The 24,103-nt window shown below is 67.7% G+C and carries 23 protein-coding genes, 1 tRNA gene and 8 pseudogenes; 12 read left to right on the plus strand and 20 right to left on the minus strand.

Annotation, left to right across the window (positions count from 1 at the left end; genetic code table 11):
- Nucleotides 1–189 precede the first annotated feature (189 nt).
- Nucleotides 190–423 (minus strand): annotated as a pseudogene (locus ADK86_RS45270) (EF-hand domain-containing protein); the annotation flags it as partial.
- Nucleotides 424–573: 150 nt separating this feature from the next.
- A complete protein-coding gene (locus ADK86_RS27255; protein WP_053698998.1) occupies nucleotides 574–1,038 on the minus strand; it encodes an NUDIX hydrolase in 465 nt (154 codons plus the stop codon).
- Nucleotides 1,039–1,281: 243 nt separating this feature from the next.
- On the opposite strand from ADK86_RS27255, the gene ADK86_RS44800 reads away from it, so the two are divergent.
- Nucleotides 1,282–2,064, plus strand: a complete 783-nt coding sequence (locus tag ADK86_RS44800) for an NAD-dependent epimerase/dehydratase family protein (protein ID WP_053698999.1) — start codon at nucleotides 1,282–1,284, stop codon at nucleotides 2,062–2,064.
- Between the two features lie 31 nt (nucleotides 2,065–2,095).
- Nucleotides 2,096–2,218, plus strand: a pseudogene (locus ADK86_RS44805) (DUF5999 family protein); the annotation flags it as partial.
- A gap of 97 nt (nucleotides 2,219–2,315) precedes the next feature.
- Here ADK86_RS44805 and ADK86_RS27265 read toward each other — a convergent pair.
- The 3 genes from ADK86_RS27265 to ADK86_RS27275 are packed head-to-tail and all read right to left on the minus strand — an operon-like array spanning nucleotide 2,316 to nucleotide 3,770.
- Nucleotides 2,316–2,972, minus strand: coding sequence for an HAD family hydrolase (locus tag ADK86_RS27265; RefSeq protein ID WP_053699000.1), 657 nt, complete (start codon nucleotides 2,970–2,972; stop codon nucleotides 2,316–2,318).
- Nucleotides 2,973–2,974: 2 nt separating this feature from the next.
- On the minus strand, nucleotides 2,975–3,436 hold the full coding sequence (locus tag ADK86_RS27270; protein ID WP_199834477.1) for a DUF6262 family protein: 462 nt from the start codon (nucleotides 3,434–3,436) through the stop codon (nucleotides 2,975–2,977).
- 10 nt (nucleotides 3,437–3,446) lie between these two features.
- On the minus strand, nucleotides 3,447–3,770 hold the full coding sequence (locus ADK86_RS27275) for a hypothetical protein (RefSeq protein WP_053699001.1): 324 nt from the start codon (nucleotides 3,768–3,770) through the stop codon (nucleotides 3,447–3,449).
- 484 nt (nucleotides 3,771–4,254) lie between these two features.
- Between ADK86_RS27275 and ADK86_RS42575 the strand changes: the two are divergent.
- Both ADK86_RS42575 and ADK86_RS43360 read left to right on the plus strand, forming a co-directional pair.
- Nucleotides 4,255–4,377: pseudogene (locus tag ADK86_RS42575) on the plus strand (IS110 family transposase); the annotation flags it as partial.
- Between the two features lie 84 nt (nucleotides 4,378–4,461).
- The gene (locus ADK86_RS43360; protein WP_159393974.1) at nucleotides 4,462–4,788 is read left to right on the plus strand and encodes a hypothetical protein; all 327 of its coding nucleotides are present in this window, start codon (nucleotides 4,462–4,464) and stop codon (nucleotides 4,786–4,788) included.
- A gap of 47 nt (nucleotides 4,789–4,835) precedes the next feature.
- On the opposite strand, the pseudogene ADK86_RS44810 reads toward ADK86_RS43360, so the two are convergent.
- The 3 genes and pseudogenes from ADK86_RS44810 to ADK86_RS27285 all read right to left on the minus strand — a co-directional run.
- A pseudogene (locus tag ADK86_RS44810) lies at nucleotides 4,836–5,059 on the minus strand (transposase); the annotation flags it as partial.
- Nucleotides 5,057–5,233, minus strand: a pseudogene (locus ADK86_RS43905) (IS110 family transposase); the annotation flags it as partial. The pseudogenes ADK86_RS44810 and ADK86_RS43905, both read right to left, overlap by 3 nt.
- A 541-nt stretch (nucleotides 5,234–5,774) precedes the next feature.
- Nucleotides 5,775–6,038, minus strand: coding sequence for a hypothetical protein (locus ADK86_RS27285; RefSeq protein WP_053699003.1), 264 nt, complete (start codon nucleotides 6,036–6,038; stop codon nucleotides 5,775–5,777).
- Between the two features lie 262 nt (nucleotides 6,039–6,300).
- Between ADK86_RS27285 and ADK86_RS45730 the strand changes: the two are divergent.
- Nucleotides 6,301–6,678, plus strand: a pseudogene (locus ADK86_RS45730) (HEAT repeat domain-containing protein); the annotation flags it as partial.
- A 437-nt stretch (nucleotides 6,679–7,115) separates the two neighbouring features.
- Here ADK86_RS45730 and ADK86_RS27290 read toward each other — a convergent pair.
- The 3 genes from ADK86_RS27290 to ADK86_RS45460 are packed head-to-tail and all read right to left on the minus strand — an operon-like array spanning nucleotide 7,116 to nucleotide 8,333.
- A complete protein-coding gene (locus ADK86_RS27290) occupies nucleotides 7,116–7,445 on the minus strand; it encodes a hypothetical protein (protein WP_053699004.1) in 330 nt (109 codons plus the stop codon).
- A 3-nt stretch (nucleotides 7,446–7,448) separates the two neighbouring features.
- Nucleotides 7,449–7,871, minus strand: a complete 423-nt coding sequence (locus ADK86_RS45455; protein ID WP_053699005.1) for an AlkA N-terminal domain-containing protein — start codon at nucleotides 7,869–7,871, stop codon at nucleotides 7,449–7,451.
- 51 nt (nucleotides 7,872–7,922) lie between these two features.
- Nucleotides 7,923–8,333, minus strand: coding sequence for an Ada metal-binding domain-containing protein (locus ADK86_RS45460; protein ID WP_053699006.1), 411 nt, complete (start codon nucleotides 8,331–8,333; stop codon nucleotides 7,923–7,925).
- Nucleotides 8,334–8,874: 541 nt separating this feature from the next.
- Here ADK86_RS45460 and ADK86_RS27305 point away from each other — a divergent pair.
- The 4 genes and pseudogenes from ADK86_RS27305 (at nucleotide 8,875) to ADK86_RS27320 (ending at nucleotide 14,019) form a co-directional block, all read left to right on the plus strand.
- On the plus strand, nucleotides 8,875–9,357 hold the full coding sequence (locus ADK86_RS27305; protein WP_053699007.1) for a protein-tyrosine phosphatase family protein: 483 nt from the start codon (nucleotides 8,875–8,877) through the stop codon (nucleotides 9,355–9,357).
- Nucleotides 9,358–9,785: 428 nt separating this feature from the next.
- Nucleotides 9,786–9,857 (plus strand) — tRNA-Trp (locus ADK86_RS27310).
- A 3-nt stretch (nucleotides 9,858–9,860) separates the two neighbouring features.
- Nucleotides 9,861–12,160: pseudogene (locus tag ADK86_RS27315) on the plus strand (hypothetical protein); the annotation flags it as partial.
- A gap of 1,112 nt (nucleotides 12,161–13,272) precedes the next feature.
- A complete protein-coding gene (locus tag ADK86_RS27320) occupies nucleotides 13,273–14,019 on the plus strand; it encodes a hypothetical protein (protein ID WP_053699008.1) in 747 nt (248 codons plus the stop codon).
- Here the strand turns inward: ADK86_RS27320 and ADK86_RS41440 are convergent.
- Nucleotides 13,971–14,881 (minus strand): annotated as a pseudogene (locus ADK86_RS41440) (IS5 family transposase). The gene ADK86_RS27320 and the pseudogene ADK86_RS41440 sit on opposite strands and share 49 nt — an antisense overlap.
- 245 nt (nucleotides 14,882–15,126) lie before the next feature.
- On the opposite strand from ADK86_RS41440, the gene ADK86_RS27330 reads away from it, so the two are divergent.
- Nucleotides 15,127–15,468 carry an LppU/SCO3897 family protein gene (locus ADK86_RS27330; RefSeq protein WP_159393976.1) on the plus strand — a complete coding sequence of 114 codons (342 nt, stop codon included), beginning with the start codon at nucleotides 15,127–15,129 and terminating at the stop codon, nucleotides 15,466–15,468.
- A gap of 105 nt (nucleotides 15,469–15,573) precedes the next feature.
- Here the strand turns inward: ADK86_RS27330 and ADK86_RS27335 are convergent, their stop codons facing one another.
- Together ADK86_RS27335 and ADK86_RS41445 are read right to left on the minus strand one after the other, a co-directional pair.
- Nucleotides 15,574–16,875 carry an SUKH-4 family immunity protein gene (locus ADK86_RS27335; protein ID WP_053699010.1) on the minus strand — a complete coding sequence of 434 codons (1,302 nt, stop codon included), beginning with the start codon at nucleotides 16,873–16,875 and terminating at the stop codon, nucleotides 15,574–15,576.
- A gap of 303 nt (nucleotides 16,876–17,178) precedes the next feature.
- A complete protein-coding gene (locus tag ADK86_RS41445) occupies nucleotides 17,179–17,754 on the minus strand; it encodes a CGNR zinc finger domain-containing protein (RefSeq protein ID WP_078952302.1) in 576 nt (191 codons plus the stop codon).
- 82 nt (nucleotides 17,755–17,836) lie between these two features.
- On the opposite strand from ADK86_RS41445, the gene ADK86_RS27340 reads away from it, so the two are divergent.
- On the plus strand, nucleotides 17,837–19,009 hold the full coding sequence (locus tag ADK86_RS27340) for an epoxide hydrolase family protein (protein ID WP_053699011.1): 1,173 nt from the start codon (nucleotides 17,837–17,839) through the stop codon (nucleotides 19,007–19,009).
- Nucleotides 19,010–19,135: 126 nt separating this feature from the next.
- On the opposite strand, the gene ADK86_RS27345 is transcribed toward ADK86_RS27340, so the two are convergent.
- The 6 genes from ADK86_RS27345 to ADK86_RS43370 form a co-directional block, all read right to left on the minus strand.
- Nucleotides 19,136–19,960, minus strand: coding sequence for an SAM-dependent methyltransferase (locus ADK86_RS27345; protein ID WP_053699012.1), 825 nt, complete (start codon nucleotides 19,958–19,960; stop codon nucleotides 19,136–19,138).
- A 393-nt stretch (nucleotides 19,961–20,353) separates the two neighbouring features.
- On the minus strand, nucleotides 20,354–20,767 hold the full coding sequence (locus ADK86_RS43365) for a hypothetical protein (protein ID WP_159393977.1): 414 nt from the start codon (nucleotides 20,765–20,767) through the stop codon (nucleotides 20,354–20,356).
- Between the two features lie 1,034 nt (nucleotides 20,768–21,801).
- On the minus strand, nucleotides 21,802–21,996 hold the full coding sequence (locus ADK86_RS27355) for a hypothetical protein (protein WP_053699014.1): 195 nt from the start codon (nucleotides 21,994–21,996) through the stop codon (nucleotides 21,802–21,804).
- Between the two features lie 64 nt (nucleotides 21,997–22,060).
- On the minus strand, nucleotides 22,061–22,189 hold the full coding sequence (locus ADK86_RS45275) for a hypothetical protein (protein WP_267888811.1): 129 nt from the start codon (nucleotides 22,187–22,189) through the stop codon (nucleotides 22,061–22,063).
- Nucleotides 22,190–22,413: 224 nt separating this feature from the next.
- Nucleotides 22,414–23,049, minus strand: coding sequence for a hypothetical protein (locus ADK86_RS27360; RefSeq protein ID WP_159393978.1), 636 nt, complete (start codon nucleotides 23,047–23,049; stop codon nucleotides 22,414–22,416).
- A gap of 253 nt (nucleotides 23,050–23,302) precedes the next feature.
- Nucleotides 23,303–23,476 carry a hypothetical protein gene (locus ADK86_RS43370; protein ID WP_159393979.1) on the minus strand — a complete coding sequence of 58 codons (174 nt, stop codon included), beginning with the start codon at nucleotides 23,474–23,476 and terminating at the stop codon, nucleotides 23,303–23,305.
- A gap of 251 nt (nucleotides 23,477–23,727) precedes the next feature.
- Between ADK86_RS43370 and ADK86_RS43375 the strand changes: the two genes are divergently transcribed.
- Nucleotides 23,728–23,889, plus strand: a complete 162-nt coding sequence (locus tag ADK86_RS43375; protein ID WP_159393980.1) for a hypothetical protein — start codon at nucleotides 23,728–23,730, stop codon at nucleotides 23,887–23,889.
- Nucleotides 23,890–24,103 lie beyond the last annotated feature (214 nt).

Genomic DNA, 24,103 nt, shown 5'->3' on the forward strand with positions numbered 1-24,103 from the left:
CCGCCGCTACGAACGCAAGCCCGAACACTTCCTCGCCTTCACCGCCATCGCCTCAACCCTCATCTGCCATCGACGACTCCAAATGAAATGACGTCTAAGACGCCCATCGGCATCGGTGTCGGCGATGTCGAACAAGGACCCCAGCGCGGGCCGGCAGGAGCGTTCGAACGCCTCGTGCCCCACCCATGTGCGGTATTCCTCGAAGGTCACGCGGCCGTCGTGGTCGGCGTCCATGTCGCCGAAGACCGCCTCGTGGGCAGCCCGCGCGCCGACGACCACCGGGTGGTCAGCGGCGCGGTCCATGGCCGAGGCCACACGGTCGACCCTTCCGAGGTATTCCGCATGGGTGATGGCGCCATCACCGTCCACGTCCAGCATCGCGAAGATGCGGTGTTGCGGCGAGTCAGCCCCTGGGCTGGACATGTGCTACCTCCCGGCGGTTTCCATGGCTTCGCATCCGTCAAGATACCCACAGAACGACAAAGCGATGCATAGCTAACCGTAATTGGGCAAGTGTGTCCGCCTCGGCGCCAACCATCGTTCAGCGTTCCGTGTATCGCGCCCGCTGAATGGTCAGGCTTCCTCCGGTCCCCAGCCGTATTTGCTGCTGGTGCGTCCGGCAGAGATGTGACGCAGGACGGCCGCATGGTAAGACACGATCTCGACAGGAATGTCGCTGAGGGGAAACCGGGACAGGCCGCCGCATTTATCCGGCTCGGCGTTGTACGGTTCGCCGTCCCACGAGTGGGCGCGGTAGAAGATGCCGAAGCGGGGGTCTTCTCCGGGGGCGCGGTGGTCGATGACGTGGGCGAGTTCGAGGTGGTCCGGGTCGACGCGTACGCCGATCTCTTCCCATCCTTCGCGAACGGTGCCGTGGTCGGTGGGTTCACCTGCTTCGAGGTGGCCGGAGGGGACCTGCCATTGCCCGGAGGCATAGCCGCCTTGGCGCAGGCTGAGCAGGACCTGGCTGTCGCGGGTCAGCAGGAGGTGGACGTCGATGATCCGGCGGTGGCGCTGGACGTCGCGGGGTGCGGTCACGGGGAAGCGTTTCCTGTGAGTGCTGCAAAGTGGGTGGAGGGTGCCCGTCTACTGGGTGCGAATGCGGTCTAGCCGTTCGTCTTGGGGGATCACGTACGTGGTCAGTTCGCACAGTTCGAGACGGGAGCTGCGGCAAAGCACCGGGTGCATGCTGCGGATGCTATCTGCGAAGGACCGTACGGAGCAGTGTGGAGCGTGCGCCGAAGATGGCGGGGTCCGGCTCTTGGAGGGCACGATCTGTCCATGCGCATTCTCATCATGGGCGGGACGTGGTTTCTGGGCCGGGCTGTTGCCGAGGAGGCGCTGCGGCGCGGGTGGGAGGTGAGCACCTTCAACCGCGGGCGCTCGGGCCCAGACGTGCCGGGAGTGCGGGCGGTGCACGGTGACCGGACGGATCCGGAGAACCTGTCGGCTCTGGCGTCGTACTGGCCGTGGGACGTGGTGGTGGACACGTCGTCTTCGGCGTTGCCGCCGCACGATGTCCTGGCCGGCGCTCGGGTTCTGCAGGCCGTGGCGGAGCAGTACGTGTACGTCTCGACGGTCAACGCCTATCGGGGGTGGCCCAGTGATCCGCTGACCGAGCAGTCGGAGCTGCTGGACGGGCCGCCGGATGCGGATGCCGAGTACGAGCGGCTGCCCGAGGGATGGGATGGCCCGGACTGGTACGACCAGGTCAAAATCCGGATGGCGCAGCTGCTCAGCAAGCTGGGGCCGACGACCGCATCGACGCGATGCGCATCTGCGAGCAGCACGGCCTCCTCGACGAGGACACCGACAGTTCCGGCCCGCCCGGCACCGCCCGACCCGGCGAGGCCGCCTGAGACGACCGCTCGGTGCGCCGGAGAGATCACACCCTGCCCACCAAGCGGAAGCCGCTTCCCGTACCCCAGCACACCGAGGAACGCGATGAGCGAGCAGAACACCAGCGGCCAGGACGACCAGGATCAGCCGAAGGGCGAGGGCTGCATCGGCTGCGGCACTTTTAAGGGCCGCTGCATGGACCCCAACCGGCACAGCCTGATGTAGCGGCCACCGACGCGTCGTGAAAGGACTGCTCATGTGCCAGCACCAGCCGCCCTGCCCAACGGCCTACGCCGCCGACCGGGACGCCGCCCACCTGGTGGCCCACCACCCGGAACAGGGCTGGAGCCTATTGTGCAACGGCGTCGTGCACTTCGAGGTTATGTCGATCTCTCAGTAACAAGGACTGGTCTGACGTGCTGCTTCGCGAGAAGGACATGTCGTTTCAGCGGCTCTGGACCAGGAGCTGTGCGGGCTTAGGCGGCGGTGGCCAGCAGTTCGGGCAGGTTGCGCATGTCGTCGAATACGACGGTGCCTGGTCCTTCCAGCCGCGAGGCCGGGGTCAGGCCGCCGCAGTAGCCGAAGGCCCGCATGCCAGCGGCGCGAGCCGCCTGCACCCCGTATGCACTGTCTTCGATCACCGCGCACCGCTCGGGTTGTACTCCCATGGAACGTGCAGCGTGCTGGAAGAGGTCGGGTGCGGGCTTGCCTCGGCGGACGTCAGCCGCACTGAAGATGCGGTTCTCAAAGTGATCCGTCAGGTCGGCGATCTCCAGGCTTCGTCGGATGCCGGCGTGATCACCGTTCGAGGCGACACAGACGCCTATGGTGAGACTTTTCAGGACCTCTGCGACGCCGTCGACAGCGGTCAGCTCGGCCTCGAAGGCCGCCTCATACAGATGCTCGTACTTCTGCTGCCAGCCCTTTTCCAGGCGCCGTCCGAGTCGTTTCTCGACGGCTGCGGTGTAGACCTCGGCGGACGAGCCCACGAACCGCTCGATGATCTCAGCTTCGGTGAACGCGCACCCCAGGTCAGCCATGACCATCGCGTCGACTTTGACGCATATCTTCTCGCTGTCCACCAGCACGCCGTCACAGTCGAAGATCACCAGTTCAACAGGGCTCTGCGTCATTATCAGCAGCGTAGAGGGATGCCGGTGCAGACTCCGCACCGCATAGGGCTGTCGTCGGATTTGCCGGGGTTTAACCCCGAGCCGCTCGCACCACCCGCCGGAGTGCCCGACAGTGCGCGGAGGCGACGGATCTCGCCGTGGGCGATCTCCAGCTTCTGGGTGAGGTCGGCGACCTGGTCGCGAAGCTGCCGATTGCGTTCGAGCGCGGTCTCCAGCCTGCGTTGCAGAGAGGTACCGCTGGCCGCGTGCCGCGGGCTGCGGTGTGGTGCCGGGGCTTGTTGCTGGAGCTGGTTGATCGCGGTGATGAGGTCGGTCTGCGTGTATAGCCAGGACCCGGAGACACCGGCCGCGTTCGCGTTGCCGACCACGGTGGGTCGTTCGCTGCGGCGGGCTGCTGCCTTGATGGTTTCTTCGGCGCGCTCGCGTGCCTGCCGGCTGCGCGTCTTCGATGCTTCGACGAGCAATCGGGCGTTGTCAGCCGGTGGCATCGAGATCGGTCACCTTCCCACCGGCCACGATCTGCTGCGGTCCGGCCTGTACCAGGGCGTCGATGGTGGTGTCGAGTTTGCCGAGCATGCGGGTGTTCTTCTCGACGATGCGCGACAGCCCGGCTTTCTCGGCATCGTCGATGAGCTTGCGGGTCTCCTCACGTTGGCGTCGGTGCTGGTCGAGGAAGTCGCCGGTGGTGATGAAGTGGCAGTCCAGGCAGGGGTTGGCGTACTCGCAGTCGGTCTGGATAGGGGCTCCGCAGTAGCCGTTGGGGAGACTGACCTTGGCGCGGACCGGGGACAGCCGCATCCAGGTGGCGGCATACCGCGTCTCGCAACTTGATCCACAGCCCGCATACCCCACGCCTGTGGCGAAGTCACTGGCTGGAAGCGTTCCCCTCAGGGGAAGCGCCACCTGACGATTTCCACCCGGCGACTGACGACGCTGATCCGCAGTACGTGAGCGGACAGCAGGGACGGAGCAAAACGAGTGCGCGCTTGACCTGGTTCAAGAGCAGGACTGCCGACGTTGCACCCCTGCACCGCCGGTCCTCACATCCTGACACGGCAAAACTGCTCTGGCACCACACGTCGCGAGGCGCTCTCCGCGTAAGCGGAGGTGGGCCGCGGCCGATGTCGGCACCGACCGTGTACTCGGCTTAAGCGGGGGTGAGCCGGATGGCCTACCGGTGTGCGTCCGCTCCGCGTGTTCTCTCTGGGGGCGGAGTGATCCTTGGAACAGTTTCAGGTCGGCCTACGCTTGATGCGCTCTGCGCGTCGCCGAGACGGGCGACGAAGGCAAAAGCCACATCCAGGCCGTGCTGGCCCTGGCCCGCCGGCGCCTCAACGTCCTCTGGGCCACGATCCGCGACCACACCTCCTGCGAACTCCGCCCTCCGACCGCGGCTGCGGCTTGACGTCCGCTATTAGGAAGTCGTTTAACGTGCACATTGCCGCTTCGGTCGAGCCGGTGGGCTGGGGGGCCTGACATGCTTCGGGGCATGGAGTCCCGCAAGAGTCCCGAGAAGAGCCCGTTGCGCCTGGCTGATGTCTGCCCTGATCTTGTTGGCGAGGTAGTTGCCCTGCTGCGGGACTCACATCCGGGAGACCCGATCGCGGACTCGATCTCGAGCCTTCCCTTTCACGGGATCTGCCGCAACTACGTGCTGACCGCTCCAGAGGGGACGCCATCGCCGTGGGTCATCGAGCTGGAGCGTGAACAGGAGACGGTGTTCCTGCTGGGTGTTGATCCGTCTCGGTCTGTAGTCACGTGGGTTGATGTGCTGGACGGACGAGATCCGTCTGCTGCATTGCCGCGTCAGTCCTGACTGACGCGTCTGGGCTTCGTTCCCTTTTGGTGGTGGGCTGGACGGCTTTAGGCCTCACCAGTGGCGAGGACCCGGCCCACATCATGACGGGGTGCCGGACAGCGGTTCTTCGAGCCGGATGGCCGGCCCGGACCGGGCTGAGACGGTTTCGGCGCACCAGCCGGAGAGCCGGTATTCGCGTGCAGGTTCTGAACCCCCTGCGGACGCGCGTTGGTGTCAGCTTGTTCGGCTCGGTCGGCTTCTCCCAGGGCCGCCGCAGGTCGGTGGCCATCGCCCACAGCGCCTCGCCCTGGTCGGCGAGGACGAGCACCTCTCGGATGAGCTCCAGCAGCTCGGGCTCGTCGTTGCCGACACGGCGCGACAGCCGCCGTTCACCCCGGGTGTCGAGCACCACGCAGTGGTGATGCTCCTTGCCGATGTCTCCCCCGGCCCAGATCCTGAACATGGCCGTCTCCGTCAGCTCTTCGTTCTGCGGCCCCGCGGGCGGCCTTGCTGGCGTTTTCCTACACAGCGATCAAGCCGCGTATCCCAATGAGCGGTTGTGACCGTCACGGACTCCGGTCGGCCAAGTCTTTTCAGCCATCAGACGGCTACAAGCTCACTGCTATACCCAGAGCCTTCGGACTCACCGATGCTACGAATGACCGGCGTAGGCCCGCGCTAGAATGGTAGGACAAGCTGAGTGATTGTTCGCCATCCGGGTTCCTGAGTGGCCGGGGAGCTATGACCTGGTGGCATGTTCGAGGTCGTCGAACGGATACGGGAGCGTCGTTGCCAGGACTGCGACGACCGGTTGAGGGGCTCTTCACGCTGGACCCCACCTCAGCCAAGCGGTGATCAACATGACGGGACGGTGGCCGCCTCCCCTCCCCCGGCGGGCCGTTGCAATCATCTTCAACTTCCCTGTGCCTAACCAAACGAGGCCCACCGGGCGTCACCCCAGTGAGCCTCTTCCGGCAGAGTGGCCCGTCACGAGCGGCCAGGGATCAGCCTTCCGCCACCCCTCTCAGCCCGCGGGCAATCTTGAGATCTACGTCGAGCGCACTGAGCCTTACCGGATCACGCCGGTCGTCGAGCACGACAACATGGAGCCTTCTGCCGACGATGTCGGATCGGTCGCCCGAAGGCCACTCCGGGTCCTTGGTGTTGTCGATCAACCCTCGGGTTCCCTCCCGCGACTCGACCTCCAATCCCCAAGGCCGGACAGCAACCACCGTCACGTCGGCCTCGTGATTCTGCAGAAAAGCCATGTCCGTCTTCCAATCCCTCCGGGCATCCAGACGCGCTTCAGCGTCAGCGAGTTGAGGCCCTTGAGCCGCGACGCCTTGTCAGTGCGCCCGATTAGGGTGCCCGCCATGGACAAAGGGCTGTTGGCCGTATCGCTCTCCGGTTCCTGGGAGCACACTACGGCGGCGCGTGATGCTCTCGTGGAACAAGGAGCTGCCGTCGTCGGGACGGTGCTGGACGTGCTCTGCGACGAGCAGTCGCCCGTTGCGTGGACGGTCCCTGCGGATGTGCTATGCCGGATCGGGGAACCGGCTCTTGGGCCCCTGGCACGAGCAGCAGCAGCGGCGGCGGACTCACCCGAAGCCGCGAGAAGAGCCGCGTGGGCGCTGGGACGACTGGAGGTGGACGATCCAGGGGCCTACGAGCCACTGCTGGAATGCGCACCCGTGGGTTCGGAGCAACGCTCTCTTCGCACTCCAGAGCCACGGCGAGGCGGCACTGAGGTTCATCGACCGGCTGACCCCGTTGCTGGGAGCCCCGGAACCCGAGGTCCGGCAGCGAGCGGTCCGGGTATTCCAGGCGATCGGCACCCCAGGGGTGCCCGGCCTGCAACGCGTGCGCCGCCTGCCGGCACCCGGCCGCAGAGTGCGAGCCGGCGCGCTCGAGGCCCTCGCGGCCATCGCAGGGCCCGACGGTCTCGACTCCAAGGACCAGGACGCCTGGCGCCGACTGACGAAGATCAAAATGCTGGCCGAGGTCCCGGACAGCATGCACCTGTGCGGATCCTGGTACGCGGTGCCGACCGCCGACCAGGACGCGGTACTTGAAGCGTTCGACCTCGGCAGCCCCCAGCCGGTCACGCTGCGCACCGGTGCGGCGGCCTGGAGCCACGACCACCATCACAGCTCCGTGACGGCCAGCGGGTCGGCATCCAGGTCCAGCCGGCGGCACCGCCGAAGCGGTTCTCAAGCTCCGCGCTCTCATCAGCAACGGCGATCTCGGCTCCTACTGGGCGTATCATCTCGCCGCCGAACATCAGCGTCTCTATCCAGCTGACCAGCGCCGATACGCTCTCACCGCCTGAGAACCACCGCTTGACGCTACCGAGCATCAGCGTTCCCGATTTCGGCAGCCAATGCGGCCATCTCCCGCAAGCGCTCGTAGTACTCGATCGCGCCGCCCTCATCATCGATCAACGGCAGGACCTTCTCAACGGCCGCGAGGCACCCGAGAAGGACCTGGTGGCGCCTTTCATCGAGGGGCCCCGACAGCGACGAGGAGACACAGCCAGCGATCTCCGTGTCCAGCAACACCATGTCTTCACCTTCGATCTCTCGACGGCGCATGTGTGGCGGGAATGACGCGCGCATGTGCTCGCCCCACAGCCGTGAGAGCAGGTTCAGTCCCCGTTCGCTCATGTTCGCGATCATGCCCTACATCCAAGCTCTACGGAAAAGAGTCCCCGCCGAGTCGCCGAATGACCGCTCGACCTGTTTCGTCGGCCATGGATGCCTACCTGCCGACCTGCGGACTACCTCACGCAGAACGAGCCGCACCCCTTCGACATAGCCGGTGCGTGCAGTCAGCGCAACCGCTCCCGTCCCGTGCGGCAGTTGCAAGCTCCGGCGGTAGATGGCACCGTCGATCTCTTCGATGCCTGGCACCGCGTGGGCGGCGAAGAACCGCAACAGGGTCTGACTGTCGAAGGGCTCGCGGACCGACACGCGTACCACGATGGTCCCGGCAGCATGCTCGGCAGGCGAGTCGGCCATCTCCCGTAAGGCGGTGGGGGTGCGGTTGAAGACGGCCGCCATGGTGTCGTTGAACCGCCGGATACTGGTGAAGCCGGCGGCCATCGCCACATCGGTGATGCGCAGGCTGGTCGTCTCCAGCAGGATCCGGGCGGTCTAGGCCCGCTGCGCACGGGCCAGGGCCTGCGGCCCCACACCGACCTCGGCGGACAACAAGCGGTGCACGTGACGTGTGGTGTAGCCCAGTTGCGTGGCCAGCCCGGCAACGCCTTCACGGTCGCAGACGCCGTCGGCGATCAGTCGCATGGCGCGCCCCACGACATCGGCGCGCAGGTTCCATTCGGGCGAGCCGGGGCTGGCGTCGGGGTTGCATCGCTTGCACGCGCGGTAGCCGACGTCCTGGGCAGCGGCCGCGCTTCGATAGAAGCGTGACATTTTCCGCTTCGGGCAGCCAGGGCAGCTGGGGCGGCAGTAGATACCGGTGGTGACCACGGCGGAATAGAACAGCCCGTCGAAACGCGTGTCCCGGCTCAGCAAGGCACGCCAGCAGCGTTCGAAGTCCAGCACGCCAAGAACCCTTCCAGTGGAGAGTGCGTGGTGCTGGCAGCTATCGGACATGCAGGGTTGATACAGCGGATCCCCTACGCCGGGACGACCACGGCCTGCAGCAGGTACGGCTCTTCCTGGCTCACCACATCGGATGGGCCAAGCGCTGAGCGCTTCGAGGCAGCGGTTGAGTGATCGGTCCTGCCAGTTACCGGAAACGGTCTCGGCGTTACCGGCAACGGCCTCGGCCTCGTCGCTGAGCCTTCTTGCGTAAGAGACAAGGTCTGCCAACCAAGCGACCGGAGCGCAGCCGCGTGAACGCCTTCCGAGTCGTTGGTGTTCTGGCGGCCCAGGATGAGGGTGGCCACCGGCAGCATGGAGCATGCTGCTTACACGGAGGATCGCGCTGCCGGCGATGACGGCCAGGCTGTCCCCGGCCCCTCTCCCGGGCGACCCGCCCGGTGGGCCTGTTCCCAAGCGCATTCCGTGCCTCACATGGTCAGCCTCTGCTGCTGACTGCCCATTCATCACCTGAATTCACCGAACCGAAAGTGTTGCTGATATGCGCCCTGCCCTCTTCACCATCGGGCTTCCCGGCCCGGGACGACTGAGCACCATGGCCAGACCCCGCGGTCATGACTGGCTCGACGACGAGATGACCGCACTCAAGAACTGCGGCGTCGACATCCTGGTCTGCGCACTCACCGGACCCGAACGCGACGAACTCGGCCTCGCCAACGAACCCCGAAAAGCCACAGCAGCCGGGCTGCAATTCGTCGCAATACCCATCCCCGACCGCGCCGTCCCCGACCGCACCACGGTCTTGCCCACTCTGCGCAACCTCGCCGAAGCCCTAAACGACGGCGCCCACATCGTCACCCACTGCCGAGCCGGCATCGGACGCTCCTCCCTCCTCGCAGCCGCCCTCCTCATCCTCAACAGAGTCACCCCCAACACCGCCTGGAACCAGATCGAGAAAGCCCGCGGGCTCACCGTTCCCGACACCGCCGAACAGCGAGAGTGGACGATGAAACTGCTCGGGTAGGCACGATGCCGACACAGTAGCTGCCAGTTACGCGGGGAAGCTGGGACGTCGGGCTCGCAGTCGCGATACAGCTCGGCGGCAGACCTGTGGAAGGTCGCGTGCCGCCCGAGAGCCCGGCCCGCCCGGCAGGGATGTAGCGGCGTCAAGTCCGCGGCCGCCCACCAAACGGCCAGGCCGTTCGCGCCGCACCACACCGCACCACACCGCCTCCTCGCTCCCCTACCCGCTCCGTCCCCCCTCCCCTGGCCCGCCGGAACACGTCCCTACCCGGATGGGCTCCGAGCTGCACAAAAGCGTCACGTATCTGTCCGGCCCCGGGACATCCCGGCCAACCGCTCACGGCCCCATGGTCCGGAAGAGCTGGCGGCCCGCACGGTGTCGACAATGCATTTGTACGGCCGATCAGCGGTGATTTAGTCTCCGGCCAACGACGTGTAGCTCAGCAGCAGAGCGCCGGGCTCCAGACCCGGAGGGCGCAGGGGCAGAACCTGCCACGTCGGCTCATGAACAACCACGCTGACCAGCAGCAACCCACCGTGGTCCCGTCCTACGCGGCAAACCAGTTGGCCACAGCCTTCATGACCGCGCTGATCCATGAGGACGCTGCGACCCGCCGCCGCGCCGCAGAGCGAGTCCAGCACTGGGAGGACGTGCTCGCCGGCATGACCGACGGCCGGCTCGCGCACACCGGTGGCCAGGCTTCCCGCCTGGGTCACCCTGAACGTGGTGCGCGGCGGTTTCGCCACGGGCGCGCCCGCCGCCGGCGGCCCCCTCCAGCCGTACGAGAAGGAAGCCGCGCGCGAGGCCGGGCTGCCGGAGGAGCGCCGGGCCCTGTTCGGCCACTGCCTCACCGAGCCCGGCCTGGCCTGGTTGTACGCGCTGCTGGACAGCGGCCGGTACGACGTCACCGTGCCCGAGGAGGCCGCGCTGCTCACCGTGGCGTGGCTGGTGCGCTCCGGGGACGTGGCGGGCGCGTTCGCCCTGCTCGACGAGCTGTGGCCGTTCGCGGACACGCTGCGGTTCCTCCCCCGGCCCGCCAAGGGGCCGGCGCCGGACGCCACCGCCGTACACCGGCGTACGGTCGCCGAGGCCGGCCGTGCCCTGGCACGGCGGCGGCCGCACGAAGCGGTCGAGGCGCAGCGGGAAGCGCTCACGGTCTGGCAGCCGTTCGGCGACGAACTGCTCGCGCACTGGCTTGAGACCGCCGGGACGGGCCGCGTGCTCGACCGGGCCCCGGGTGCCGGCTGGTACGAGCGCGGCGCGGCCCTGCTGGAGCGCTACCGGGTGCTTGCCGCAGCCCACACCCGCTGCGGCAAGCACCGCAGCCCCAAGGAGAATCTGGGCATCCTGCGCGGCGCGCTGGAGGAGATGGTCGCCGGGCGCCCGCTGGACGCGCGGCGCCTCGGTCTGCTGCGCCATGCCGTGGCGGCCATGGTGCGGCGGCGCGGCACGCCCGGATCGGAGCGGCACACCGCGCTGCGCCGGGAGCAGGCGGCGCAGGCGGCGCTGCCGTCCCACCACGCCCTGGCCCAGCTGGTGCTGCGCCGGCTGTCCGGGCTCCCGCAGGATGCCGGGGCGGCCGACATCGACCCGCTCGTCGCTCCGGTGTCCGAGGACGAGGCGCGGGAGAGCGGGCTGCCCGCCGGGGCACCGGTCCCCGCGACGATCCGGCGGAGTGTCGAGACCGCGCTCAGCGCGCCGGTCGGCACGCTGGTGGCGCGGGGCGTGGTGCCGTCGGCCGAGGTGCTGGCCGATCTGGTACCGCAGCTCGTCGCGGCCACCACGGCGCAGGCGTACGAGGACGGGGCGCTGCGCACGCTGATGGCCGCGACCTACCGGGCCTTTCGCAACCGCCGTTCGCTGCTGCTGGTCAACTTGCGGCGGCAGGTGCGGGTCGAAGAGCTGCCCTGGGTGCGGGCGGTGGCAAACCAGCGCGGCCACGCGGCGGCCCGCCCGCCGGCGCACACCGCGCTGCGGCAGCTGGGCGAGCTGGCGGTGCAGAGCTTCCCAGGCACCATCCTGCCCAACCACCTCGTCCGCGAGCTCGGTGTGCTCGCCCGCCAGGCCGAACTGGACGCGCCCCTCCTGGTCGAGGAGCTGGCCGCGGACATCTTCATGGGCACCTTCACCCCGAAGTTCCTCGCGGCGGCGCAGGTCGCCGGCGATCTGCTCGGCGGCACGCTGTACGAGCGGTACTACGGCATCGACTACGCGGCCGTGCGCGACCTCGCGATCACCGAAGCGGGCGGGGCACCGTCCCGCGGGTACGCGGCCGGGTACACGGCGCGGACCTCCCCCGGGTTCGCGCGGCTGTGCGCCGAGCGGGCCGGAACGTCCGGCCCCTGGCAGTCGTGGTCGGTGGCGGCAAATGGCGCGGTGATCGAACAGTCACAGATCCTGACCAGCCACAATCTGGCCACGCTGGTGCACCGGGTGGGCATCGCCCCCGAGCCGGGATGGCCGGACCTGGCACGCCGGTGCTTCGCCGCGGTGTGCCGGCTGACGGCCCGGGTGCACGGCAACCCGCGCCCGCTGGCCACGGTCAAGGACGCGGCGTACGTATGGCGGCAGATGGTCTTCTACCTGTCGCTGTGCACCCCGGCCGAGCAGCGGCGGGATCATCGGCGAGCTGGCGGCGGAGACGGCCCGCCGCCCTGGGCGCGTCGGTTCCCGGCTCGCGCCCGCGCTCGCGGGGCTGCAGTGCCTGGCCGACGGGGGTGCCTTCGACGCCGACGGCACCACGGACCGGGGCCGTGCCCGGCGCTTCCTTGGCTGGACCACCGACGGTGGCCACTGGCTGTGCCAGGCCCCCCACTACCGTGCTCCACGGCCACCGCTCGCACAACGGCAGCTGATTTCGCCCGCTGTCGTCCTCGGCGCTGTGGGCCGGCCGGTACGGTACGGGCGCGCTACGCGGCGGCGGCCTCGGCGGATGGTGTCCCTGCCGTGGCTGTGACCGCGAGGTCGGCCAGCTACCTCCGGACACAGCGAGCGCTCGCGGAAGGCCGGAGGCCCGCCACGCAGCACCAGGATGCGGTGAGTCGGTCTTCGGGCATGAGGGTGCCGTCGTGCAGGAATTGGCATGCGGCATTCCAGCGATGCTCGTCGCCCGGCGACGTCTCTCCGTGGGCGACTGGGATGCGTACCTTCGCCGTCGAAGTCAGCCGACGGACAGCGAGGGCAAACCGCCACCCAGCATCGAATACATGAAAACGTCCCGACGCTCCTCGCCTACTGCTGCCAACTGCGGTGCATACCCGCACGCTGGAAGTCCGCACGCTCAGCCGCCCGCTGGGACGCGGCGTTCCACGGCTCGACCTACAGCTCAAGACCGGGAATCCGAAGGTCGCCATCGGCCCAGGCAGCGACAGATCGAGGGGCTTCCGCAGCAACACCCTGGCCACGAGCCGACCCGGCCACCCAATACCCCAGGGACGCACGGCCCCTCGTTCAGGTTTCTCAGCCACAGCCGAACGCTCCGATTGGCCGGCCGTCCTCAACCCGCACAATGACAAACGGGCACCCGCTGTCGGAAGTCGCCCGCCCCCTACCGCCGCGCGAAGGCTTCGTCCGCTTCCCGCGGATACGCCGACGGCACGGTCGTGATCAATGGAAGGTAATCGCCGCTCGGCGCCTCCCAGAGGAGAGACAGATCGCCGAACTCTCAGGAGCGGGCTCAAATCTTTCGCCCGCAAACAAGCGCGGAGCATCCAGCGGAACGCCCAAGGAAGCAACCACGATCGCACGCTGCCGGGGCCCCTACCGGGATGCACTCGCATTTCACCGCTGTGACCAAGGCAATCGGACAGCCTCCCTACCCGACGTCACCACCAGGGCGGGCCGGATCCGGCCGGCTCGGCGACCTAGGCCGTTTCGTTCGGATCTTGCGAGGCTTGTCATACTTCCCGAGTGGAGATGCAAGCCGAGGAAGCAGCACGGCGTTGGCTGGCTGATCAGGGTGTCAGCCGGGTGCGCGACGGGTGGGTGAGCGACGAGGAACCGGACGCGTTGCTCACTGCCAACCAGGTGGCGCACTCCTGGGCCGGTGATGTGTTCGCCGAAGACCTGGATGCAGCCGACCAGGTGCGGTTGGCTTGCGGGCTGCTGGACCTCCTCGACGAGTACTGGGTCACGTGCGAGATCCGGTTCGCGAACGAGGGTGCGGAGGGCCCTTTGCCGGCCGACGCGCTGTGGGACGGCTACCGTCGGCGGCTGGAGGCGGACCGGGACGCCGAAGCCGTCACCTACTCGCTGTGGGTGGACTGGTTCGAGGACCACGCCACTTCCGCGACGGCCTTCGCCGAGGTTCTCGGTAACGACATCGACCGGGTGGTGGCCGAGCGATCGGAAGCCCTGCTCCGCCGAGCCCGTCGGGTTCTGGAGTGCTCGGGACCGGTGCGCTGGACGGTGAAGGAGCTGACATACCGCACCGCCATGCGGCTTCCCGCCCTGCACTCGGCCGTCTTCCGCGGCATCCTGGCGAGCTTCCACGACGTCTACGGCGACCTGGAGCCGGCCGCCGCACTGGCCCTCCTCGGCCGGCTGGATCTTCCCACGAACACCCAGCACCTTGCCGCACTGCGCCACGTACTTGCCGCGGGGCACAAGAACCACTACTGCAGCCCTGGTGCCTGGGACGATGCGGTTTGCTCCTGCTCCTGAGCCGTTGGCCTGGCAGACCAAAGAAAGATGCCGGCGACGTAGCGTCCGGCCAGGAAGATGGTTGCGGTCTTCTCGTAGCGGGTGGCGATGCCCCGCCACTGCTTCAGGCGGTTGATGCAGCGTTCGACGGTGTTGCGCTGCTGGTATGCCTCGCGGTCGAAGGCGGGTGGTCTGCCACCTCGGCTGCCGCGCCGCAGCCGGTGGCCGCGTTGATCGGCCGGAGTGGGGATGACCGCCCGGATTCCGCGCTTGCGCAGGTGCGCGGATTGCGCGGGAGGAGTACGCCTTGTCGGCTAGGACCACGTCCGGCCTGGTACGGGGACGTCCTCACTGCCGAGGCACGCGGAGGCGGGCCATGACGTGAGCGAAGGCGGGTGCGTCACCCGCCTGTCCGGCGGTGAGCACGAAGGCCAGCGGTCGGCAGTGGGCGTCGGAGGCGAGGTGGATCTTCGTGGTCAGTCCGCCGCGGGACCGGCCGATGGCATTGTCATCGGGCTCGCCGGCCGGGGCCCCCTTTTGCGGGCCCCGACTGCGTGCTGGTGAGCGCGCACGACAGTGGAGTCGACCGAGACGGCCCAGCTGAGGTCTTCCTCGGCGTCGGCCTGTGCGATGAGCGCGGTGAACACCCGCTCCCAGGTGCCGTCGATCGCCCACATCCGCAGCCTGTTGTAGACGCCCCTACAGTTCTGTACTTCTCGGGCAGGTGGACCCACTGCGATCCGGTCTGGAACTTCCAGGCGATCGCGTCGATCACCTCGCGGTGATCCCGCCACCGGCCACCCCGCTGCGGCGTCCGGTCTGGCAACAACGGCTCGATCCGCGCCCACTGCGTGTCAGTCAACGGCACGCCCAGACCAACGATCAGATGATCCAAACGAAACGGCCTAGCCGTCGCACCTCTGGAAATGGTCCTCGACCACATCGGCCACGGATTCTGATGGTCGGCCCCACGCCCAATCCTGACCACCGCTCCGAGAAGGCGACCAGTCGCGTCCTGCCGTCAATTCGATGTGTTGCTAGGGTCACCCGAAGCTGTTCGCCCTTGTCTTACCGGAGGTACCGCCACCCGTGTCCGCCCTTCCGTCTCTGCCTGCCCCGGACGCCTCGGTGACGCCCGCCAACCGCACGCGCGGCCGACTGGTGCTACTGGGCCTCATTTTGATTGTCGTCGGCGTGGTAGCGGCTGCGGTCTTCCTGCCGGAAGACGCATCGGACGAGGCCGCAACGTTGCAGGCGGGCGAGTGTTTCCAGAACACGGGGACCACGAAGGACCCTGAGGTCAACAAGCTCGGCTGCACGGACAGCCACGCCGATTACAAGGTGCTCAAGACCATCAAGGGCGGGGTTTCCGGCACGCTTGAGTGCGCGGATGTCAGGGGCGCGACGGGCTCCCTCACCCAGGTCGGCACCGAGTCGTTCGTGGTCTGCTTCGCCGACAACAAGCGGTAGCCCGCCACCAGCGTCGCATCCAGCACATCCCGGTCGAGACCGATTTCCGGCGCCAATACGTCAGGACCTTCGCCCTGCCGAACGCGGTGCACCGCTGAGCCGGATTCAGTACCCGTCGGGGCCGATAGCCGTGATACCGGCGAAGATGTGTTCCCAAAGCATGCCGCTGTGGGTGTCGGGATCGAACAGGCCCGGAGCGTGGTCGTCCATCTCCATGACGAGCATCTGGCCCATGTCGGGCTCGTCAGGATACGGGTACCAGCAGGCGTTCGCGTACCGGCGTACCCCCTCCAGGCAGCGGGTGAAGAGGTCGAGGCCGGGCGCGAGTTCGACCATGACATCGTCCGGGGTGCCCAGGTCATGGGCTGACGCGTGGATGTGCACGGTGCCTTCGCGGCGGTGCAGGTAGATGTCGCCGCTCTCGCAGGTACCGAGCGCCAGCAGGTCGTCGGCCTGTAGCCCTTCCGGCAGCCGGATTCCCTGTAGCGCCCCGTGGCTCAGCACTGTCATTTCCTCGGCGGGCCGCGGCTCGAACGTGATCGCTCCACAAGACCACCACACCGGCAGGCCAATATCGGTCAAATGGGCGCGGCTCGCCTTGTGTTCGAGTGCGGCGGGCAGCTCGCCGGCCGGTATGCGCTGAACTGCGTAGGGCGCGAACGCCTCAGCGATGCGCAGGGCAGTGAGCGGCCCCTCCGCGGATGTGGCAAGCGGTACCTTCCCGGGGCTGCCGTCCTCCGCCGAAGCATGGTCCATCCCTCCGCGCGGCCAGCCGCGCAGGACAGCCGGGTCGGCGTCGAGCAGTGCCAGGCCGTGGGCATCCTCCACCAGGTAGCGCATCCGGCCGTCCCTGCCGGGCATCGGGGCTGCGGTCCCCCAGCTGTGCGGGGCGTACAGCTCCCACTCGTCCAGGTACTCCACAGACTCATCACGCAGATACGAGCGGCCGGCCGGGGCCGTGGTGCCCTTGGCGGGGGCCGGTATCGAGCTGCCGGTCTCCAGATCGAGCCAGGTGTCTTCCCAATGCCCCTTCACCTCCAGCACCTCGCGGCCCTCGTGTATGTGACGCAGCGCCTCGTTGCTTTCGCTGAGGTTCGGGTGCGCCATGCAGCGTCCCACCGGACGCCACCACACCCAGATCGCCCGCCACGGCATTCCCTGCGCGGCCGCCGCCACCTGCTCGGCGTACGCGTCGTGTCCGAGCACCTTCGCGGCGAAGTGCAACCAGGACGCGAACTCGGCACGCGGCACCTCCTGCCCACCGAACAGCGCCTCGGCCTGCTGAAACACCTCTCGCCCGACGCTGTCCGCGCCGTCACCGGCGGAGGTGTACGCCCGCACCGCTGCCCGGTCGGTGCCCAGCAGCCGCGCCGGATCGTCCAGCAGCCCATCCGCTTCTTCGTTCATGCGGATCATCCTGCCAGGCGGCGGCGCACCACCACCTCGCTGAGCGGCGAGCCGCCGCCCCGGCCAGCAGCTGACCGGGCAGAAACCGTCACAGGAAGAGCTCCCCTGGAAGACCTTCCACGCTTACCCCGCCAACCCCCGACTGCGAAGAGCCGATGAACGTCGCTGGTCAGTAAGCGTGGGCGTACTGATTGAGATCGTTGCTCGGAGGCGGCGGACGGCTCCTAGCAGCGCTGTTGGGGTGCGCCCAACGCGACAGATGTGTCGCAGGCGTGGGGCCCACTTGGATGTGCCCGGTAGCGATCACTCCACTGATCTTGGGTTTTTGCGCTGGTTGGCTCGGAAGCGCGCCTTCTTCTGACGATTTCCGCATGTATTCATGTCGCACCATTTCCGGGTGCGACTTTGACTGGTGTCGAAGAAGGCGGCTTGGCAGGTCGGTGACGCGCACAAGGCCAATTTTCCGTCCCGTTCGCCTGCGATGATGCTGATCGCATCGGCGGCGATCACACTGAGGGCATCTTCCACGCAGGACGCCGAACTGAGCCGCCACCGCCGCATACCCTCGGGTGTCAGGATCGCCGCGGCCCGGCCCTGAGCGCTGCAGTCATTGATGACTTGCACAGCAGATGCAGGAAGAGCGTCCTGGATTGCGGCCGCTGTCGCGGCGGCGTGAATCGACTCCCTCAGTTCCCGGGCGAGGTCGAGTTGGGCAGCGGTGCAGGAGTCCACGGCGAGGTCGTTCACTGCCAGCCAGTCGACGAGTCGGCGCGGCGTGGGAATGCGCTCCACAGCGTTGCCATGACGTTCCGACAGAGTCCCCGTGAAGCTGGTCGCCAGCACGTTGCCGAGGCGGAAGTCAGGGAATCCAGCGCGCATGGAACCACCTTAGGGGGTTGCAACTCGGTTTGGAGGACTGCTAGAACCGCCTTAGCCGGTTCCTCGATGGCCAGGAGGCCTCATGCCCCGCCCGACCAGCGACGTGCAAGCATGTGAAGCCCGCGCTACCGACGCCGACCTCGACGATCTGCGCACGCGACTGGCCGCGGCGCGGTTACCGGAGGCCGAGACGGTCCATCGCGCCGCGCCCGGCTCTCCCCGATGGGAACAGGGCGTCCCTCTCGCCGACCTCGTCGATGTCGTGAACTACTGGCGTACCGGGTACGACTGGCGGTCGTTCGAAGCGCGCCTCAACCGGATCGGTCAGTTCCGCACGACCATCGATGATCTGGGAATCCACTTCCTGCACCGCCGATCCGCGCGCTCAGATGCCACTCCTCTGATCTTGACGCACGGCTGGCCGGGCAGCATCGCCGAGTTCATCGATGTAGTGGACGAGTTGGCTGATCCGAAAGACGCGGACACTCCGGCGTTCCACGTCGTGGTGCCGTCGCTACCGGGCTTCGGTTACAGCGACAAGCCGACCACCACCGGGTGGGGAACCGAAAAGATCGCGGCCGCGTGGGTGGAACTGATGGGAAGGCTCGGCTACAGCAAGTTCGCGGCCCACGGCGGCGACTGGGGAGGTAATATCACCACCGTTCTCGGCGGCAGGTTCCCTGCGCACGTTCTTGGCATCCACACAACGTTCGCGGAGGGACCGCCCGGGTTGGCGGCGGACGGGCTGACGGCGGCCGAGCGCGAATGGGCCGAGGAAACCCGCGATTTCTGGCGCCACCGCGCGGCGTACGCGAAGCAGCAGGCGACCCGGCCGCAGACCATCGGCTACGCGCTCGTCGACTCACCGGTCGGGCTTCTCGCCTGGATCCTCGACAAGTTCGCCGAGTGGTCAGACACCGAAGACAGCCCCTTCGAGACGATTTCCAGGGACCGCATTCTTGACGACGTCACCCTGTATTGGCTGACGCGGACCGGCGCATCGGCGGCCCGCATCTACTACGAAAGCCACAACTCGCTCGCCCCCGAACTCCGGGTCGACGTCCCGTCAGCGATCACTATGTACCCTCGCGACATCGAGAAGTGTCCGCGCCCCTGGGCACAGGAGCGGTACCGGCGGATCGTCCGATGGAGGGAACCCGAAAATGGGGGGCATTTCCCGTCGCTGGAGGTTCCCGAGTATTTCGTCAAAGATCTGCAGGAGGGCCTCGCGGCAGTGCTGGCCGCCAGTCGGTGAGCGCGGCTGGGTGCCGACAATCGATCACCGACTGATCCGGCTCAAGGCGTCGCCCGACGACTTCAAGACGGCAGTGAGTTGCTCCGCAACTGCTTTCCTCGCCCGGTTGCGCCGGATGCCCGTCGGTTACGACTTACGGGCCAGCGCGCAAGAGATCATCTGCTCCCATACCGTCAGTTCGAGCCTATCTGCTTCGGCCGTGCCGACATCACCGGCCGGTGCGCGTTCCGAACGCCACAGTGAGCAATTCACCAGCCCCGGTTCGAGCAGCTCAAGGCCACCGAACAGTTGGGTGATCTCCTCGTCGGTGCGCCAGCGGCCCCGGCCGAAACTGGCCTGCAGCTTCTGTTCCGCGACCTGTGTTGCCTCGTCGTCACCGCGGCGGAAGTGCGAGATGTAGACCTGGCTGCGCGACGGGACCCGGTCCACCCACCAGCGCACGAGTTCGGCGGGCCGTTCGTCGTCGTTGAGGTGATGCAGGATGGCGCTGAAGATGACACCGACCGGCTCGTCGAAGTTGATCAGGTTTGCCACGTCAGGGTTGCCGTAGATGTCTTCCGGCTCGCGCAGGTCCGCCTGGATCACGGTGGTGCGGTCGTCGGTTGCCAGCAGCGCCCGGCCGTGAGCGAGGACGATCGGATCGTTGTCGACGTAGGCGACACGCGCAGCAGCAGAATGACGCCGGGCGACCTGGTGCACATTGTCGGCGGTGGGCAGGCCACTGCCCATGTCCACGAACTGACGGATGCCGTCGCCTGCCATGGCGCCCACTGCGCGGATCAGGGCCTGACGGTTGGCGGATGCGATCGCCTGCGAACCGGGCAGGTCCTTGATGAAGAAGTCGCCGATCTCTCGGTCGGCAGCATAATTATCCTTACCGCCGAGCAGGTAGTCGTAGACACGGGCGATGCTCGGTTCCGACTGGTTGATGCTTGCAGCGTGCTCGGCCATCGGCCACCCCCTGGGGTTCCTCGTCGCACGATCGTAGAAGAACAGCTGGGGCCGAGGTGCCGTTCACGGTCGACACTTCCGGTCGTGTCACCCGCCGTAAGGCTTAAGGGCACGTGCTGCACCTGATAGCTGACCGGCTCGACATCGGGCACCCGCTGGAGCCCGGCCGGCATCGAACCGTCCTCAAGCTCCGCGCCGTCACACAGCAACGGTGACTTCGGCGCCTACTGACGCTTCCATACCACCCGAGAGTAGGAACGGCTACGTCAAAGCCCCCGTCGGGGCACCTGCCCCCTCGGCGCCTGTCACGCCCTTCCCTCAGAAAGGCCCAGGCTCAACGCCGCCTGACTGCCCGGCCGCCCGCTGAAGAAGACGACGGATTCGGCAAGTTCCTCAGCGCGCCAACTCCGGCCGACAGCGGATGAGGGCCTGAGCCGTGAGCTTGGTCATCTGGTTCTTGTCCAGCTTCAGCTCTTCCCGGGTCTTCTGGAGCTGCTCCTTGAGAGCCTGGCCGCGTGCGGTACACAGCGCGTTGGCGTGCTTGACAAGTGCGTCGGGCTCGATGCCCGCCAACTCCGGTACGTAGTCTCGGATCGTCCTGAGGAAGAACGCCTCCTGCACCTTGGTCAGCTCATGTCCCTGTGCCGGGCTGGAAGACGGTCTTCCTGCGGGAGCGTTTGCGGCGGACGTGGTCGCGGAGGGAGCCGCCGAGGCACTTGCACGGCCATCGCCGGACCCACCACACGCCGAGACGCCCAGAGCGGTGATCGTGAGGCAGGCGGCGAGCAGGGAAAGGCGCTTGTTCATGGATCTCCTGGTAGTGAGGGAAGTGGGGGGGCACGATCACTTGTCCCCGGTTGCCCCGGCGTCGGTGACGCACCTCTCGATGCGTTCGGACGACATCGACAGCCCTCTTCAGAGAACTCCTTCACACAACCGCCGTCGGCACGACTCCCATGTCGTCTTTGGGCTAACCAAGAAGATCATATCGCTTAAAACAGATGGTAGAGCGGAGTTTAAGAGCGGGCCCGGTCCCATCGGAACACCGGGCCCCGGCGGACACGGCGCTCTTCCACGCAGTACGGGTCCACCGTCCGGGTAGAGGGTCTGAGCCTGCGGTGTACCCGTTCGCGATGAACACCGCCTCGATGATTTCGCTCTCCGTGCCGACGCACTGCGGCAGGGACGCCTCGCACCACGACTCGGCGGCCGGTGCCCTGTGACAACGGGGAACCTTGATCGCGTGTCATGAGACTTTGATCGGGTCGGGTCCATGCCTGGGGTCCGGTTTTCCCCTACGGTTCGTGTGATTCGCTGCGTGTGGGCAGGGTCGGCGTGCATCGGTTCCGGGCATCCGGGCCTGGGGCGAACGCGGCCACGGGCCAGGGCGGCCCAGAGATTTCCGGCGAGTGTGAGGAGGTAGTCGTCCGGCGGGTCAGCGGGTGCCGGGACGGCAGGCCGGTACGGAGCGTTGTTGTGGTCGCTAATGTTCAAGGTCCGCGTTTTTTGCTGACGCGCCGATTCCTGAGCTTCCCAGGCAACTTGCATTCTTCCGCGATCCCCAGCGGATCCCTTCGGCTGGTGTGCTACCCGGCCATGTTCGTTCTCAGCGCCGACGGTACCGATGTATCCCGAGGCCGGTTAGTAGCTGTGTCATATCGCCTCGGAATACGTCAACGGGCACGACTGCACCGTCAGCGGTGCTGGTCGCGCCCGTCACCTCAACGATTGCGCGGGAAGGAGGTCACCAACAGTTTCCAGGCAGGGTTATGACACAGGTTCTATTACTGGTTGTACCAATATTGCGGCCGATGACGCCGCGAAAGCTGACGGCGGCTTCGTCACTCATGACGGCTCCGTGCGATACCCGCGGCGACGAAGCCCACGCAGACCAGCAAAGCGGCGAACAGAACCGCCATGAGGCCGATCTGCGCGGCCCCGGTCATGGTCACATTGACAATAGCGAGCAGCGTCACGACGGGCGCGGCGACGACGGCGGGGATCAGTATCGATTTTTGTTGTTGACCGGTGGACATGAAGGTCTCCTTGCTGTGCGGGGTGGGAATATCAGGTGAGAGTGCCATGGCGGCAGCACATCTGCTACTGCCACATCCCCTTGACGGTGCGCAGCGCGCGCAGGGTGCTCAGGTGGGCTTCGATGGGCTTGACCGGGTGGCTGCGGTCGGGCCGGGCCGGCGAGGTAGGAACACCACCGCGTTGGGCCATCAAGGGCCCAGCCGTAGGCGGCGCACCACCAGTGGTAGGAGCGTCGGCGCATGGCCCGGGCCCCACTGGAGTTCTTCGGTAGGGAGTCGGCCAGCCGACGGTGGCCGCGCCAGTCATCCGTATGCCGGTGGTCATCCGTATGCCGATGGCGGTGCACACGTCCGGCTCCGCGCGGCAGCGGACAGCCGGGACAACCCCAGCGGCGGGTACGAGGTCGGTCGACATGGCTACGGCTCCTGGTACGGAGTCGGGCGCGGGCGGGCGGGGGCGGTGCCGGGCACGGCGTGGACACCCCAGCGTTCCCCTTGCCGGTTGGGGACGTCGCCGCTGGCCAGCGTGGCGGCGAGGACCGCGCGCAGCCGCCGGGACCACGACAGGTCCGGCGGTCCGTCGGTGAGCAGGGCCTGAAGCAGCAGGGCGAACAACGGCGCGTGGGTATAGGAGGCGTTGCCGTCACAGACCAGCAGGGCCAACGGCGGAAGGTCGGCGGGCCGGCGCGCGGCCAGGGCCGAGCGGAAGCGGCAGTTGCTGCCGGAGCAGGCGTAGGCGACCAGCACCGGCGCGCGCAGCGGCTGCTGAAGGCCGGCCAGTTCGGTGCCGAGGAAGCTGTCGGGGGCCGTTCCGTCGATCTCCCGGGAGTCGCAACTGTGGCCAGCGGCGAAGAGCACGTCGGCGTCGGTCCCGAGCGCGGCGCGCACATCCCCCACGGTCATCTCCGTCGGGGCCCGGCCGCCGATCAGGTCGACGCCGGGCAGGGCGGCGAGGCGCCCGGCGACCTGACGGCAGGCGCGGCCAAGAACGGCGGGCACCGCAGCGCGGTGGTGGCCCACCCCGGCATCCTCGGGCAGTTGACGGGCCCTCATACGCGCCCCCGACCGCCACCACAGTGTGTGACGAGATAGACGCCCGGTTGCCGTGCCTCACTGTCCGCAACGGCCCACTTGGCCCGGTCGCGGGAGATGGAAACCAGGTTTTCGACGGCCGGGTTGTGCGTGGAGGCGATGCCGTATTCGACCGGCAGGTCGAAGGCGGCCTGTTCGTCGCCGCCTCGCGGGCGGCGGCGGTCCGGCGGGCGTGGCGTCTTGGAACCGGCCGGTCCGACAAGGCCCAGGCCACTCACCGCGCGCTCTCGCCCTCGCCGGGCGCCTGCCAGACGAGGGTCTCCAGCGGCGGGCGGGCGGGGACGCTGCGGGACGGGCGGTCGGTGGCCGCGTCCGCGTCGCTGAACAGCGCAGCGCGGTGCGCAGCCGCGGTGTCCTGCCCTGCCTCCGGAAGGATCTGCCCCGTCATCCGCTCCCCCTGCTCCCCGAGTGTCGTTGCACGCCCGCTTCCTGCGTGCACCGGTTGTTGCATGCATGAGTCGGTTCTGATTCCGACCAAGGGCAGCGTATCCGGAATCAGAATTTCGTTCGCCGAGCGGCTGCGACACGGTTGCGCTCCGCAACTCTTCGCTGAGGACGCTTCTGCGCTCCGGCCCCTTGTCCGCCAGCAACCCCTGTCCCGCCGACAGTCGCGCCCCTGGAAGCGAGCAGCACGCCACCGTGACCGAGCGCGCCACCCGGCTGGGAGGCGAACTCACCGCCCTGCGCCCCCGGCTGGACGAGCTCACCACCGAGCACCGCCGCCTGGACCAGCAGCTGCGCAGCGCCACCGGCGAACTGGCCGCCGCCGTACCCGCACCGAGGCGGACACCCGCCGCCTGACCGACTTGACGACGCGGCTGGAGCAGGAGCAGGCCCAAGGCTGCGGCGTGACGCGGCCCAGGAGCGGCACGAGCAGTTCAACGAAGATCCAGCGGTGTTCTTCCGCGGGCAGCCGGTGGCAGTCGACCCCGGACGCCTGCCGGCGCGACTTAGCGATCCGCCGGACCAACTCGGCCAGGTATACGGCGTGCTCCGCATCCCACCGTGCCGCCGT

The organism is Streptomyces sp. NRRL F-5755 (genome assembly GCF_001279365.1).
Lineage (GTDB): Bacteria > Actinomycetota > Actinomycetes > Streptomycetales > Streptomycetaceae > Streptomyces > Streptomyces rimosus.

What these genes read in the sequence shown, in the direction of transcription:
- ADK86_RS44800 (WP_053698999.1), top strand. Translation starts at nt 1,282, where the DNA reads ATGCGCATTCTCATCATGGGCGGGACGTGGTTTCTGGGCCGGGCTGTT.
- ADK86_RS27265 (WP_053699000.1), bottom strand. Translation starts at nt 2,972, where the DNA reads ATGACGCAGAGCCCTGTTGAACTGGTGATCTTCGACTGTGACGGCGTG.
- ADK86_RS27275 (WP_053699001.1), bottom strand. Translation starts at nt 3,770, where the DNA reads ATGCGGCTGTCCCCGGTCCGCGCCAAGGTCAGTCTCCCCAACGGCTAC.
- ADK86_RS43360 (WP_159393974.1), top strand. Translation starts at nt 4,462, where the DNA reads ATGGAGTCCCGCAAGAGTCCCGAGAAGAGCCCGTTGCGCCTGGCTGAT.
- ADK86_RS27285 (WP_053699003.1), bottom strand. Translation starts at nt 6,038, where the DNA reads ATGGCTTTTCTGCAGAATCACGAGGCCGACGTGACGGTGGTTGCTGTC.
- ADK86_RS27290 (WP_053699004.1), bottom strand. Translation starts at nt 7,445, where the DNA reads ATGATCGCGAACATGAGCGAACGGGGACTGAACCTGCTCTCACGGCTG.
- ADK86_RS45455 (WP_053699005.1), bottom strand. Translation starts at nt 7,871, where the DNA reads ATGGCCGCCGGCTTCACCAGTATCCGGCGGTTCAACGACACCATGGCG.
- ADK86_RS27305 (WP_053699007.1), top strand. Translation starts at nt 8,875, where the DNA reads ATGCGCCCTGCCCTCTTCACCATCGGGCTTCCCGGCCCGGGACGACTG.
- ADK86_RS27320 (WP_053699008.1), top strand. Translation starts at nt 13,273, where the DNA reads ATGCAAGCCGAGGAAGCAGCACGGCGTTGGCTGGCTGATCAGGGTGTC.
- ADK86_RS27335 (WP_053699010.1), bottom strand. Translation starts at nt 16,875, where the DNA reads ATGAACGAAGAAGCGGATGGGCTGCTGGACGATCCGGCGCGGCTGCTG.
- ADK86_RS41445 (WP_078952302.1), bottom strand. Translation starts at nt 17,754, where the DNA reads ATGCGCGCTGGATTCCCTGACTTCCGCCTCGGCAACGTGCTGGCGACC.
- ADK86_RS27340 (WP_053699011.1), top strand. Translation starts at nt 17,837, where the DNA reads ATGCCCCGCCCGACCAGCGACGTGCAAGCATGTGAAGCCCGCGCTACC.
- ADK86_RS27345 (WP_053699012.1), bottom strand. Translation starts at nt 19,960, where the DNA reads ATGGCCGAGCACGCTGCAAGCATCAACCAGTCGGAACCGAGCATCGCC.
- ADK86_RS43365 (WP_159393977.1), bottom strand. Translation starts at nt 20,767, where the DNA reads ATGAACAAGCGCCTTTCCCTGCTCGCCGCCTGCCTCACGATCACCGCT.
- ADK86_RS27355 (WP_053699014.1), bottom strand. Translation starts at nt 21,996, where the DNA reads ATGTCCACCGGTCAACAACAAAAATCGATACTGATCCCCGCCGTCGTC.
- ADK86_RS27360 (WP_159393978.1), bottom strand. Translation starts at nt 23,049, where the DNA reads ATGAGGGCCCGTCAACTGCCCGAGGATGCCGGGGTGGGCCACCACCGC.
- ADK86_RS43370 (WP_159393979.1), bottom strand. Translation starts at nt 23,476, where the DNA reads ATGACGGGGCAGATCCTTCCGGAGGCAGGGCAGGACACCGCGGCTGCG.